This is a genomic window from Nonomuraea basaltis (assembly GCF_005893125.1).
In the GTDB taxonomy this organism is placed as follows: domain Bacteria; phylum Actinomycetota; class Actinomycetes; order Streptosporangiales; family Streptosporangiaceae; genus Nonomuraea; species Nonomuraea basaltis.
The window spans coordinates 1-13762 of the sequence record NZ_VCJS01000287.1; the positions used below are offsets into that span (position 1 = coordinate 1).

At 70.0% G+C, this 13762-nt stretch carries 9 protein-coding genes; all 9 read right to left on the reverse strand.

The genetic code is table 11. The features are described 5' to 3' along the window. A partial coding sequence (locus tag EJK15_RS61005; protein ID WP_138719514.1) for a serine/threonine-protein kinase occupies positions 1–710 on the reverse strand: 710 nt, incomplete at its 3' end. A gap of 66 nt (positions 711–776) precedes the next feature. After that, positions 777–3695, reverse strand: a complete 2919-nt coding sequence (locus EJK15_RS61010) for a TIM-barrel domain-containing protein (RefSeq protein ID WP_138719515.1) — start codon at positions 3693–3695, stop codon at positions 777–779. An 11-nt stretch (positions 3696–3706) separates the two neighbouring features. Next, positions 3707–6976, reverse strand: coding sequence for a TIM-barrel domain-containing protein (locus EJK15_RS61015; RefSeq protein ID WP_206061961.1), 3270 nt, complete (start codon positions 6974–6976; stop codon positions 3707–3709). Positions 6977–6989: 13 nt separating this feature from the next. Continuing rightward, positions 6990–9287 carry a glycoside hydrolase family 31 protein gene (locus EJK15_RS61020; protein WP_138719517.1) on the reverse strand — a complete coding sequence of 766 codons (2298 nt, stop codon included), beginning with the start codon at positions 9285–9287 and terminating at the stop codon, positions 6990–6992. Beyond that, complete coding sequence (locus tag EJK15_RS61025; RefSeq protein ID WP_206061963.1) at positions 9284–10366, reverse strand: glycoside hydrolase family 15 protein; 1083 nt, start codon at positions 10364–10366, stop codon at positions 9284–9286. The genes EJK15_RS61020 and EJK15_RS61025 overlap by 4 nt, the downstream gene beginning before the upstream one ends. A gap of 18 nt (positions 10367–10384) precedes the next feature. Continuing rightward, positions 10385–11647 (reverse strand): ABC transporter substrate-binding protein, encoded by a 1263-nt coding sequence (locus EJK15_RS61030; RefSeq protein ID WP_138719519.1) that lies wholly within the window; start codon positions 11645–11647, stop codon positions 10385–10387. Positions 11648–11659: 12 nt separating this feature from the next. Further along, on the reverse strand, positions 11660–12466 hold the full coding sequence (locus EJK15_RS61035; RefSeq protein WP_138719520.1) for a carbohydrate ABC transporter permease: 807 nt from the start codon (positions 12464–12466) through the stop codon (positions 11660–11662). Continuing rightward, a complete protein-coding gene (locus EJK15_RS61040; RefSeq protein WP_138719521.1) occupies positions 12459–13400 on the reverse strand; it encodes a carbohydrate ABC transporter permease in 942 nt (313 codons plus the stop codon). Before EJK15_RS61040 ends, EJK15_RS61035 begins: the two co-directional genes overlap by 8 nt. 43 nt (positions 13401–13443) lie before the next feature. Then, on the reverse strand, positions 13444–13762 hold a 319-nt coding region (locus EJK15_RS72080), incomplete at its 5' end, for a hypothetical protein (RefSeq protein ID WP_206061965.1).

The following is a 13762-nucleotide window of genomic DNA, read 5'->3' on the forward strand; positions in this document are numbered from 1 at the left end:
TCGCGGGGGAGGGGCGGGATGGGGGAGTGGAGGTGCTTGAAGATGATCTGTACGGGGGTGTCGCCCTGGAACGGCAGATGCCCGGTCAGGCACTCGTACGCCACCACGCCCAGGGCGTAGACGTCGACCGCCGGCGTCACGTCGCTGGCGGTGGCCATCTCCGGAGCGCAGTAGCCGGCCGAGCACAGCATCGTGCCCGTGGCCGTCAGATGCCCCGCGGAGACCGAGTGGGCGATGCCGAAGTCGGTGAGCGCTACACTGCCGTCCGGCCTGATCATGAGGTTGGCCGGCTTGACGTCGCGGTGCACGATGCCCTGCGCGTGCGCCGCGGCCAGCGCGTCGCCGACCTCGGCGACCAGTCGCATGGTGGCGGCGGGGCCGAGCGGGCCGCGGTGCAGGATGCGGTCGAGCGACTCGCCCCGCACGTATTCCATGACCAGGAAGCTCACCTGGCGCCCGTCGACCTCGCAGGTGCCGTAGTCGTAGACGTTGACCACACCGGGATGCCGCAGCGTGGCCATGGCCCTGGCTTCGTTCTGGAAGCGCTGGGCGAACGTCGGGTTCTCGGTCAGAGCGGGCGTGAGCACCTTGATCGCCACCGCGCGCCCGAGAACCGTGTCGTCGGCACGCCAGACCTCGCCCATGCCCCCGCCGCCGAGGCGACCGGCCAGGACGTAGCGGTCGTTGAGGGAGGTCCCCGCGCCTAGCACGTACTTGAGGCTAACACCGCGACCGGGATGCTGAGGCGCTCCCCGGAAAGGGGAGCGCCTCAGCGGTCAGAAGGCGCCGGTGGTCGTGCCGCCGCCGCCGCTCGCCGGGGTGGTGAACGAGGTGTTCGCGCCCGGCTGCCACTGGTCGGCGGTGTCGGGATAGCCAGATTCCTGGCGTTTGACGCACTTCCACTCGACGGCCGTGTTCGGCGGGAGAGCGCCGATCGTGCCGGTCCAGGTCGGGTACGCGGTGGGCGACAGCTTGACCGCGCCGGCCACCGACCAGGCCCCGAGCTGCGGGACGCTGCCGACGGCGTAGACCGACTGGCCGGGCGTGGTGGTGCCGTTGTCGCACCTGAACGTCATCGAGGCCGGCGCCTGGCCGAGCGTGAACGCGAACGTCTTGGCCGTGGTGACGCTCGCACTCGCCGCCTTGGCGACGATCAGGTTGCCGCCCGCGTTGTACCAGCCGCTGGTGGCCGCGTCGAAGGCCGCCTTCGTGGCGTGCTGGGTGAGCGGGGAGCCGTTCAGCGTCACGGCCGACGCCTGGGTGCCGGACACCAGCTCCACCACGGTAGGCCTGCTCGCCGGGGCGCCGGTGTAGGTGCCGCTGGACGCGGCGACGGTGACGGTGGCCGCGCCGCCGCTGAGCTGCTGGCTGATCTGGGTCGTGCGGACGGAGCCGCTCTGGTACGCAGTTGTGGCCCCGTCGTCCTCGTAAAGGGTGAAATTCGTGGACGTGGTGTCCGGGTAGACGCGGGCGATCAGCTCGTTCCTGGTGCTGCCGTCGGTCCGCTTGCCCAGCACGTTCATGGTCTTGTCGTCCACGTGCGCCTTCGGGATGATCGCCCCCGCCCTGGCGAAGGCGGGCAGCCGGAACACCCCGTTGACCCACAGCGGCCGGTCGTCGAACCACTGGCCGGAGCTGGTGAGCTGCTCGCCCGTGGCGTAGTCGTACCAGGTGCCCGCCGGCAGGTAGACGTCGCGATCGCGTTGGCCGGCGCCTGCCACGACGCCGACCAGCAGGTCGCGGCCGATGAGCTTCTCGTGGCCCATCTCGCGTACGTTCGGATCGTTCTGGTAGTAGTGCACGAGCGGCGGCACCACCGGCTCGCCGAAGCGCTGAGCGCGGTGGGCCAGCGAGTAGTAGTAGGGCGCGAGCTCGTACCGCTGGCGCAGGCCGGCCAGGTTGCTCGCCTTGTGCCCGATCTTGTCCGGCGAGGTCTGCGCGCAGTTGCACAGGTTCTCGGTGTGCGGCCGCACCGGCACCTCGAACCACGATCCGTTGGCGAACCACTGCGTGTAGAGCTCGTTCAGGTCTGTATCCATGGTCGCACCCGCTTCGGGACTCGTTGGCATCGTTCCTCGCTCTCTCGCCCCGAGCTCCTGTGCTCCGGTGTTCAGCATCTCCCTGCGGAATCCGCCGATGTCGGAGCCGAAGTAGTCAATGCCGGACATCGACATGTGCATCTGCACGTTCTGCTGCTGGGCCAGCGCGGTCAGCTTGGAGCCGATGTCGGCCGACCACATGGCCACGCCGTGCCGCTGGATGCCCGCCGCGCCCGAGCGGGCGAGCATGAACGGGCGCTTGGTGCCGGACGTGTAGCCGCGGGCCACGCTCTCGGCCCACTTGAGGTTGTAGAGGTTGTGGTAGTCGGCGTGGGCGTGCTTGCCGGGCAGCACGCCGGAGGTCCAGTCCCCGGCGTCGTACATCTCCGGCTCGCCCAGGTCCAGCCAGTGGCCCTGGACACCCTGGTCGACGAGCGGTTGCCGCTTGAGCGCGTGCCAGTAGTCGCCGGCCGCGTCCTGGGTCCAGTCGATCATGCCGCCCCGGCCCCACCAGTCGTTGGTCGTCAGGTAGACAGGGGCGCAGCCCGGACAGCCCGCCCTGACGAGATGGCCGCGGGAGGCCAGGTCGGCGTGCTCGGGCAGGTTCTTGCCGACGTACGACTCCTCGATGGTCATCAACCCGATGCCCTTGTTGGTGGCGTAGTCGGAAATGGTGGCCGAGGGGTTGGGAAAGGCGGTCGTGTCCCAGGAAAGCGTGCCCATGCGGGTGTTGTCCGACCCGGCCGTCACCCCGCCGAACCACGGCAGGTCCAGCACGAACCCGTCCACTGGGAACGCGTCCGCCCGCAGCCCGTCGAGCCGGTTGCCGATCTCGGCCCAGTTGTCGTAGCCGAACTCCGACACCCACATGCCGAACGCCTTCTTCGGCGGCACCGGCGGCCTGCCGGTCAGCCCCATGTAGTCCTTGCGCAGGTCCGGCAGGTCGGGCCCGGTCATCGTGAACCACCTGAGCTGGTCGCCCCAGGTGTCCACCGTCCAGGGATCTCCGGTCAGGCTCCACTCCTGCTTGTAGACCTGGTCGAGCAGCAGGCCGTAGTTCAGGTTCCCTGTGTTCACATCGGCTGGGCCCACCGCGAACAGCACCGGGATCTGCGTGTTGCCCACCGGGCCGTTGTCGGTGTCGTAGACCATGGCGTTGCCGTATGTCCCGCCCGGAGTGCGGGTGCGGCCCACCCAGTCGCCGTCGGCGCTGCCGCCCATGAGGAACTGCTCGCCCAGGCCGTACGCGTTCTGGATCGAGCCCTTGCTGATCGTCAGGCCCTTCCACGCCTGGGCGAGGTTGCGCGGGCACGCCTCGTACAGCAGCCGGGCCGGGTCGGAGACCTTGACGCAGAGCGTCCCGGCCGCGACCTCGACCTTCATGGCGCCCGTGGTCATCGTGTTCCCCGACTGGGTGAAGCTCGACGGGCCGGTGTAGTCCTTCTTCGCCACCTGCGGCGTGGTGAAGAGCGGCGAGCTCGTGCCCGGGCCCGTGCCGCCCGCCAGCTCGAAGTGCACGAGGTCGTCGTCGAGGAACTCCACGATCAGGTACGCCGAGCCGCTGGTGAACTGCACCCGCTGGACCGCCGCCTGCGCGGACGACGCCACCAGCAGGGGCATGAGCAGAACCGACAGAAAGACGATCACGCGTGTCATGGCGCCACCGTTCATTGGGCCACCACCAGGTTGTCGAGATTGATCCCGCCGGTGTTCGCCGCGTCATAGGCGATCTTGACGGTGTGGGCGCCGGCCGTCAGCGAGGTCGTGAGGGTTGCGGTGCCCCACGTGTCCCAGTTCGCCAGCGCGGGCAGCGACAGCGTGCCGGCGGACACGCCGTCCACGTAGACGGTCCTGGTGGCGTTCACCGTGGTCGAGTAGCGGAACTTGAGCTGGTGGCTCCCTGCCGTGTCGGCCTTGACCTGGAAGGTCACCGCGTCGCCCGGGGTCGCGAAGCCGTCTGCGAAGCCGGTTCCCGTGTAGCCCGCGTGGTCGGTGTTCGTGGAGGTGCCGGTGCCGGTCGCGAGCTCGGCCTCGTAGGCGGCCTTGTCCGCGCCGTTGAGCGTGACCGTCCTGCTGGAGGCGCTGCTCGCCAGCTTGACGTGGGTGAGCTGCCGCACCGGGTCCCACCACCAGCCCTCGGCGGCGGTCTTGAGGTCGGCCAGAGTGGCCCGCGCGGTCGCGCCCGTCACGGAGGTGGGCTTGGTGCTCGCCACCTGCAGGGTGCTGGTCGTGGTCAGTGGCGGCACGGTGACAGCGACCGCGTGGCCGGGCCAGTTCTCCGCCGAGGTGACGGTGCGGGTGGCGTTCGCGGCGTCCTCGAAATATGCGTATGACGTGGTGCCTGAGGGATAAATCCGGAATGTCAGGTTGGCGTAGGCGTCCACGCTGTTGCCGATTTCGCCGCCGAGCTGGTAGTCGGCGTTGAGGTTGAGCGGGATGATCGCTCCCGGCTTGGCGTAGACGGGGATCGTGTCCAGGCCGGCGTTGTAGGTCTTGGTGCCGGGGCCGGTGACGCGGCCGCCGTTCCACAGGTCGTACCACTCGCCGGCGGGCACGTACACGTTCTTGGACGTCGCGCCCTGCGCGGTGATCGGCGCGACGAGGAGCTGCGAGCCGAACAGGTACTGCTGGTCCAGGGCGGCGGCCGTCGCGTCGCCGGGGAAGGCGAAGCTCATCGCGCGCATCATCGGCACGCCCGTGGCCGCGCTCGCTTTGGCCTCGGTGTAGAGGTACGGGATCAGGTTCATGCGCACGTTGGCGAACTTGCGGAACGCCGGCACCACACTCGTGTCACCGGTGCGGGCCTGCACGTTCCACGGCGTGCGGGCCTCCGACGTGCCCGGATTCGCCTTCTCGGAGTGGTACTGCATGATCGGCGAGAACGTCGCCTGGGCCGCCGACCGCAGGTAGAGCTCGGCGCTGGGGAAGGTCCCGGTGAAGCCCGCCAGGTCCCAGGCCGTGTACGGCACCCCCGACTGGCCCGCGCTGAGCTGGGCTCTGACCGCCTCCTGGAAGGCGGAGAAGCTGGAGTTCTGGTCGCCGGCCCAGAAGATCGACCTGCTCTGGGCGCCCGACGTGCCGGCCCTGCTGAAGATCGCGCCGTCCGGCCTCTTTCCCTTGACGTAGGTGTTGTATGCGCCGGTGTAGCTGTTCGGGTAGGCGTTGTGCATCTCGTCGCCCTTGCGGCCGTCGGCGAACTGCACGCCCCGGCCGAAGATCGCCTCGCTGCCGTCGGTCTTGAAGCCGTCGATGCCGACCTCGTCGATCAGGTAGTCGCGCTTGCTCATCCACCAGTTCGTCGCCGTCGCGCTGGTGAAGTCGGGGACCATGCTGTCGCCGAACCACTGGCCGGTCGGGATGCGGTAAGGGCCGTTGGTGGGATTTTTGGCGACATATCCCTGCGACTCCGCGTACGCCTTGTCGTTGAGATGCTGCTGCGGCGCGGTCGGCGGGTTGCTGTCGAAATTCTCCTTCAACACCGGGATCTGCCAGAGGATCATCTTGATCCCCTTGCTGTGGGCGCCCGCCACCATGGCCTTCGGGTCCTGCCACGCCGTGCCCGCGGGGAAGGTCAGGTCGCCGTAGGCGAGCTTGCCGCTGCCGGGCTTCGCCGTGTACGTCGCGCCGTGCCAGACGTAGAACGTGGCCTCGTCGCTCCACTGCTCCAGCACCATCGCCGTGTGCGGGATCTTGTACGTCGCCACGTTGGCCAGCTCGGCGTTCACCTCGGCCTGCGTGTTCCACTCGTTGGCCGACATCCACACGCCGAAGGCCCACTTCGGCGGGAGCTGCGGGCGACCGGTCGTCGCGGTGTGGTGGTCCACGATCTTGGCCGGGGTGCCGGCGTAGAAGTGGTAGTCGAGCGTGGAATTCAGCGCGCCGCTCGTGTCCACCGTGAACCCGGCCAGGTCGCTCAGGTGGGTGCCGAGGTTGAAGATCGCGTAGCGGGTGCTCGGGAGGTAGATGCCGTACCCGGCCGAGTTCAGGAAGAACGGCACGCTCAGGTAGGTGCGCCGGGTGGCGCCCTGGTCCCTGTACTGGTTGTAGACGTAGTTGTGCACGTCCGTGCCGCGTTGGTCGAGCCGGTCGTAGCGTTCGCCGAAGCCCTCGAAGCGCTCGCCGGCCGGGGACATGAAGTGGTCCTCGATCTTGGTGATGGTGGTGGCGCCGTCGCTGGCCCAGCCGATGTTCCTGAACGTCGCGGGATCGTACTGGCGGGTGATCAGCGTCGTGCCGTCGCCCTTGTAGACCGACAGCCGGTACGGCGACTTCTGGAGCTTCAGCACCAGGGAGCTCGTGGAGATCGTGAGCGTGCTCGCGGAGTCGGTCACCGTATATCCAGAAATGCCGGAAATGTTGAGACCTTGCCCGCTGGGGGCGATCTGCGTCCTGAAGCGGTCGAGTGCCGGGAACGCGAAGCGGATCTTCGGCGTGAAGCTCCCGGCGCTGTCGCCGGTCGTGACCTCCACCGACGTGCCGTTGTCGGTGTAACCCGTCACGTTCGTCACCGTGCTCCAGGAGGTGACCGTGAACGAGAACGGGCCGGCGCTCTTCTGCCCGCCACCGTTCACGTCCGCGTGCACGGTGTAGGAGATCTTGTCACCGCGGGCGAACGTGCCGAGCTCGATCTTCCAGTAGCTGTTGTTGCCGCTGTTGTGGTCCCACGCCGCGCCGATCGGGGTCTGATTCGCGCCGTTCTTCGTCCAGGAGATCCACACCGTCTGGCCCGGCTCGATCGGCCAGGTCGTCGCGTTGATCTCGACCCCCTCGCCGGCCATCGGGTCGCGGGGCACGCGCTCGGTGGGCTCGGCCGAGTAGAGGTCGTCGATCCCGGTCGGGTTGTGATAGACGCCGTCGAGCGCGTAGGCGGGAAGGGCGACGAAGGAGGATAACAAGGCGATCACCACCACGATGACACTCGTCCGTAACCGGGTCACGAGGGCGCTCCTCTCAGGAAGCGAAGACGGGGGAGAGGCGGGGCCAGTGCTCCGCCGCGCAGACAACGGGCGGCCGGTCGAGCGGGGCGGGCAGCCGCACCTCCTGCCCGCCGGCGAGTGCGCGTCCGGTCCAGACGTCAATCCACTCGCCCTCTGGTAGATAGACCGAGATTTCCGAAATGTCAGGCTCTGTCACGGGGGCGACGAGCAGCGCGTCCCCGAGCTTGTACTGCAGCGGATGCCGCCAGACCTCCGGATCGCGCGGGTGGTCGAAGAACAGGCCGCGCATGAGCGGCGCGCCGCCGCCCACAGCCGTGCGCGCCTGTTCAGCCAGGTACGGCACCAGCCGCTCGCGCACCTCCACCAGCCGCCTGAACACCGGGATCACCCGCTCGTCCCCGGTGCGGGCGGCGACGTTCCACGGCGTGCGATCCCTGATGGGTGTGCGGTGGTGGTTGAACTCCGAGTGGTACTGCATGATCGGCATGAACGCCGACGCGCCCGCCGCCCGCAGGTACAGCTCCGCGCCCGGCACCTCCCCGGAGAACCCGGCCAGGTCCCAGCCCCAATAGACGATCCCGCAGGCCGAGGCCGTGATCCCGGCCTTGATGGAGGCCCGGAACGCCTCCCACGTCGAGTCCTCGTCCCCGGCCCAGAACGCCCCGTGCGGCTGCGACCCGGCGAACCCCGCCCGGCTGAACGTCACCGGCGCCTTGCCGCACGACCTGAGCAGGTCGCCGAAGGCGCGGGCGTAGTGGACGGGGAACAGGTTGTTGCCTTCCCCGCCGTCACGCCCGTCGGCATACCGCAGGTCGTGCCCCCAGGCGTGCTCGCCGCCATCGGTCTTGAACCCGTCGATCCCGACCTCCTCGACCAGGTACCGGCGCTTGGCCGTCCACCAGTCGCGGACCTCCTGCGATGACAGGTCGGGCATGAGCGCGAGCGGGAACCACCACCCCCGATTCCGATAGGGACGGCCCTTCGCCTCGCGCACCCCGTAGCCGCGCTCGACGAGCTGCCGGGCGTCCACGGCCGCCTGATGCCGAGGGTGCGGGCGCATCTTCTGCAGCGGGATCTGCCAGAGCAGCACCTTGATGTCGCGGCCGTGCAACGCGTCCACCATGCCCTTGGGGTCGGGCCATGGACCGTCGGGCGGGAAGGCGTAGCCGGCCAGGCGGTGCGGCTCCTCCGACGGCTCGTACGCGGCCCCGCGAAAGGCCGTGAACGTCGTCTCGTCGCTCCACGCCTCGATGACCAGCGCCCCCACCGGAATGCCGTGCTCGCGGTGCCGGTCCATCTCGGCCATCACCCGCTCCTGCGTGTTCCACTCGTTGCCGCTGGCCCACAACCGGAACACCCACGACGGCAACTCGGCCGGCCGCCCGACGTCGTCCAGGAAGCCGCGGAGCACGTCGGCGGGCTCGGGGCCGTCGTGGAAGCGCACCCCGAGCACGCCGTCCCGGCCCACCTCGGCCTCCACTCGCAGCCGCTCGCCGACGTCGTACCAGGTCCGCCGCGAGGTCGCCACGTGCAGCCCCCAGCTCGCCGCGCCCCCCACGACCAGCGCGAACGGCATCGGCAGGTAGGTGCGCCCGTGCCGCCCCTGCGCCTTGTACTGCTCGAACACGACCGCGTCGAGCTCGCGGCCGCGCTGGTCGACGGCGTCGAACCGCTCGCCGAACCCCACCACGTGCTCGTCCGGCCCCAGCGCCAGCTCAAACCGCACCCGCCGCACGCCGTCGGCGTCCGCCAGCCACCGCACGCTCCCGGGCACCACCCGGTCGGCGCCCCTGACGTCGAGCTTCCCGCCGTCCTCCGACCAGCTCGCCGCCGACACCTCGAACCACCTGCTGGTACGGCTCCCGCCACCGGCCAGCGCGGCACGGAAGCGGTAGGCGTACCGATGCCCGGCACGCAGGACGGGCGTCCGCACCGCCCACGACCCGGCGGCGGCCCGCGCGGCCCTGGCCTGGGCGGCGGCCAAGTGCCCGCCGTCGGCCGCCGGGGCCGCGCTCGCTTCTCCGCCCGCCCCGGCCCTCGCCTGCGCGCTCATTCCGGCCACGGTCTGCGCCTGCGCGCTCACGCCGACCACATCCTGCGCCGCCGCGCTCACTCCGGCCTCGCCCCTGGCCAGCGGCAGCTCCACGGGCGCGGCCCCGTCCACGGCCCACTCGCACACCACCGCCTCGACGCCCGCCGCCGCCCTGACCCGCAGCTCCACCGCCTCGCCGTCCAAGGGCTGGGCGGGCACGCGCTGGTCCTCGGTCGTCGCGTACGGGTGCCCCGACCCGTGCGGCCGATGCCGGATCATGCCCGCACCCCCAGCTCGTCGGCGAGGATCAGGTACATCCCGTGCGACCACAGCAGCGGCGTCGCCACGGGCCCCCACCGGTCCAGCCACTCCTGGCGCCTGTCCGGGGCCAGCAGCAGGTCCGACACCTGCTCGGGCAGATCTCCTTCCGGCGTCGCCTGGGCGGCCATCCAGTCCAGGTAGCGGCGGGCCTCGGCGGGTCGTCCCGCCGCCGCGTGGTTCCAGCCCAGGAACCCGGCCAGCAGCACCCATCTGCCCCCGCCGTAGAAGGTGTCGGCGAGGTAGCGGTGCACGCCGCCGTCGCGGGCGAGCTGCCGCTCGACCTCGGCCACCGTCGCCGCCCCGACCGGATGCCCGGCCGGGTACAGCGCGAACGGCACGACGCACGCGAGCAGACTGGCGTCGACGGCATCGCCGCCGAGCCACTTGCGCAGCCGGCCGGAGGCGACGCCCTCCCGCTCGACCAGCGCCGCGACGCCTTCGGCGGCCTCGGCCGCGGCCGCCTCCTCGGCCGCGCCGAGCACGCCGAGCGCGACGGCGGCCCGCAGGCCGGCGTGGATGGCGCCGAGCGTGGCCACGTGCCGCTGCTCGACGTGCTCCTCCCACCAGTCGTAGCAGGGCAGGTGCCAGAACGCCGTCAGGTATCTGGTGGCCGCCCTGACGCCCTTCTCCGCCCCGGGCACCGCCTTTCCGTGGCGGGCGGAGTGCTCGCGCAGCGCCCAGAGCCACGTTCCGTACCCGTCGAGCTGGAAGTCCCACCACTCGTCGGCGCCGTCCATCCCGTCGAGGGTGAAGCGGGTCGGCAGCATCTCCGAGACGGGCACGGTCTGGCCGCGGGCGGCACGCGAGACGAGCGAGTCGACCTGGCCGGCGCGGTCCCCGACCACGCGGGCGCACCAGGCGTGGAAGGCGTCCGCGCCGGCCACGTCGCCGTGCCTGCTCACCCCCTCGGCGACGAACGCCCCGTCCCGCAGCCACGAGTAACCGCGGTAGGCGGAGAAGGTGGGCGAGGCCGGATAGGCCCCGGTGGGCGACTGCAATCTCTTGATCACGTCGAGGCTGTGCGCGACGAGGGACAACGGATCTCTCCTCAACATCTATCCGAGCAGGGCGTCGACGTCGGCGGCCGCTGCCTTGAGCGCGTCGGCCACCGGCGTGCGCCCGGCGGCGGCCTCGCTGAGCTGCTTGGTCACCGCGTCCTGCATCTCCTGCTGGCGCTTGATGACCGGCGGCAGCGCGATCGACTTGAGCGAGTCGAACACGGCCTGCCGGTTGGCCGGCTTCGGGTCCTTCAGGTAGCCGGAGAGCACCTGCTGGTCGGCGACCGGCGGCAGCTCCCAGGACGACTGGATGCGCGTGGTGGCCGCGACGTTGGAGGACGACAGGAACCGGGCCCACGCGTAGGCGTCCTTGCCGTTCTTGGTTCCCGACGAGACCGCGACGGCGTTGTGGAAGACCGCGCTGGCCTTGGCCGCGTCACCGGGCTCGACGACCACGTCCCACTCGAACGGCACGTCCTTGAGCCCCGCGAACTGCCAGATGCCGTTGTGCCACATGGCGAGCTTGCCGGACTTGAAGAGGTTCGTGTCGTAGTCGGCGGCGCCGCCGATCTCGGCCTCGGTCGGCATCGTCTTGCCCACCTTGCCGACCAGCCACGTGGCGGCCTTGATCCCCTCGGGGCTGTTGAAGGTGGACTTCTTGCCGTCGGCGGACAGGAACTCGCCGCCCGCCTGCTTGAGCGTCTTGTAGAACTCGAAGAACTGGACCGGCTGGTAGTCGCCGTACACGCCCTTCTTCCTGTCGGTCAGCTTGGCGGCGGCGGCCTGCTCGTCGGCCCACGTCCAGTCCGCCGTCGGCGCGGCCACCCCGGCCTTCTCGAACAGGTCCTTGTTGTAGAAGAGCACCACCGTGGAGAAGGAGGCGGGCAGGGCGTACTGCTTGCCGTCGCGGTTGAACGCGTTGAGCGACTCCTGCGCGTAGCCGGAGGTGTCGCCGTCGCCCGCCAGCGTGCCCAGGTCGAGGAGGGAGCCGGCGCTGGCGTAGGTGACGAAGTTCTCGTAGTTGAGCTCGAACGCGTCCGGCGCGGTGCCGCCCGCGATGCTGGTCTGGAGCTTGGTGAAGTACTCCTCGAAGGGCGCGGTCTCGACCACCACGTCCACCTTCGGGTTCTCCTTCTCGAAGGCCTTCTCGATGGTGTCGAGGTCCTTGAGGTGGTCGGGGGCGGCGGAGAAGGTGAAGTACCTGACGGTGGTCTTGCCGTCGGCGCCGGTGGTGGCCCTGGTGGCCGACCCCTGGGAGCAGGCGACGGCGAGCAACGCTACGGAGCTCATGGCGGCGATGAGTGCGAAATTTCTGGACATGGGGGGATTCCTTTACTTGAGCCCGCTCTGCGCGACGCTGGCGATGACGTGCTTCTGCGCGAAGACGTAGAGGATGAGGATCGGTACGACGCTGATCACCGACCCCGCCATGACCACGTCCCATTCGGTGGTGAACTGGCCGTGCAGCGTGGCCAGGCCCAGGGGGAGGGTCATGAACTCGGGCGACTTGATGATGATCAGCGGCCAGAGGTAGCTGTTCCAACTGGCCATGAAGCCGAAGATGGCGAACGTGGCCAGCGCCGGCCGGATCAGCGGCAGCACCACGTACAGGAAGATCCGGAAATGCCCGGCGCCGTCCAGCACGGCCGCCTCGTCGAACTCCCTCGGCACCTGGTTGATCGCCTGCCGCAGCAGGAACACCCCGAACGCCGAGGCGATCGTCGGCGCGAGCAGTGCGAAATACGTGTCGACCAGCCCGAACGTGCGCATCTCGATGAACAGGGGCACGACCAGCACCGGAAGCGGCATCATCAGCGTCGTCAGGTAGACCGCGAACAGCGCGCTCCGGCCGGGGAACGGCAGCCGGGCGAACGCGTAGGCGGCCATGGCGCTCGTGACCAGCTGCAGCACGGTGGAGGCCGCGCCGATCCAGGCGCTGTTGAGCACGATCCGCCAGAACGGCAGCGTCTCCAGCAGCCTCCCGTACGCGTCCAGGCTCGCGCCCTCCGGCGTGAAGTCGGGCGGCACGGCCAGCACGGCGTCGCCCGGTGTGACGGAGGTGATCACCGCCCACCCGAAGGGGAACAGCATCACCAGCGCGCCCACCCCGACCAGCAGGTAGCGGATCGCCTTACCCATAGGTCACCCACCGCCTCTGGCCCCGGATCTGCACGATGGTCACGATCAGCACCACGGCGAACAGCAGCCAGGACAGCGCCGAGGCCGCGCCGGCCCGGCCGTACCTGAAGGTGAGGTCGTAGATCTGCGACACCACCACCTGCGTCGCCCCGCCCGGCCCGCCACCCGTCATGATCTTGACCTGGTCGAAGACCTGGAAGCCGTTGATCAGCGAGATCACGACCACGAAGAACGTCGAGGGGGACAGCAACGGCAGCGTGATATGCCGGAACCTGCGCCATGGCGTGGCGCCGTCGACCATGGCGGCCTCCTGGTACTCGCGGGGGATCGACTGCAGCCCGGCCAGCAGGATGATCATCACGAAGCCCAGGTCCTTCCAGGCCGAGGCGAGGATGACCGACGGCATCGCCCAGTCCGGATCGGTCCACCAGCCGGGACCGCTGACCCCGAACAGCCCGAGCGCCCAGTTGACGACGCCGCTGGCCGGGTTGAGCAGCCACTTCCACATCAGCGCCACGACCACCCAGCTCGTGATCACCGGCAGGAAGTACACGCCGCGCAGCAGGCTCCGCCCGGCCCCAGTTGATCGAGGCGCCCGGTTGAGCAGCATCGCCAAGCCGAGCCCGCCCGCGTAGACCAGCGGCAGGTAGCCGGCGATGAAGTAGAGCGTGTGCAGGAAGGCCGCCCGCGTCTCGGGGTCGCCGATCAGCTCGACGTAGTTGCCCAGGCCCACCCAGCGCATCTCGGTGATGAGGTCCCACTCGTGCAGGCTCGTCCAGAGCGAGCCGAGCATCGGGATGATCGTGTAGAGCGTCAGCGGGACCAGGCTCGGCAGCAGGAACACCGCGACGGTCCCGGCGTACCGCCAGCTCTTGCGCGGCCTGCTCCGCTGGCGCGTGGCCCGCGCCTTCGGCGGGGCGGCGGTGAGGGTCATGGGGTCGCCTCCTCGCTCACGCGTCCGGACCTGGTACGGGCGCTCACGGCGTGGCTCCGATGAGGCGGGCGCGAACCAGGCGGCCCTGCTCTCCGGCCGCGCCCGCCGCGTCGAACGGGGTGGCCAGCACCAGGGCCGCCGCGCCCTGGGCCCAGCTCGTGTCGTCCCAGCTCTCCACCTCGATCGAGATGTCGCGCCGGCCCGGGTAGAGCTGCGCCCTGAGCGCCTTCTCGAAGCCGTCCCGCCAGAGGGGCCACTCGGCCGTGCCCTCACCGAGCACCACCACGACCTCGGGATCCACGACGTTGATCAGCCCGGCGGTGGCCCGCCCCAGGATCGTCCCGGCCTCGGCGAACACCTCC

Coding starts and splice junctions, on each gene's coding strand:
- EJK15_RS61020 (WP_138719517.1), bottom strand. CDS start 9,287: ATGATCCGGCATCGGCCGCACGGGTCGGGGCACCCGTACGCGACGACC.
- EJK15_RS61035 (WP_138719520.1), bottom strand. CDS start 12,466: ATGGGTAAGGCGATCCGCTACCTGCTGGTCGGGGTGGGCGCGCTGGTG.
- EJK15_RS61030 (WP_138719519.1), bottom strand. CDS start 11,647: ATGTCCAGAAATTTCGCACTCATCGCCGCCATGAGCTCCGTAGCGTTG.
- EJK15_RS61040 (WP_138719521.1), bottom strand. CDS start 13,400: ATGACCCTCACCGCCGCCCCGCCGAAGGCGCGGGCCACGCGCCAGCGG.
- EJK15_RS61010 (WP_138719515.1), bottom strand. CDS start 3,695: ATGACACGCGTGATCGTCTTTCTGTCGGTTCTGCTCATGCCCCTGCTG.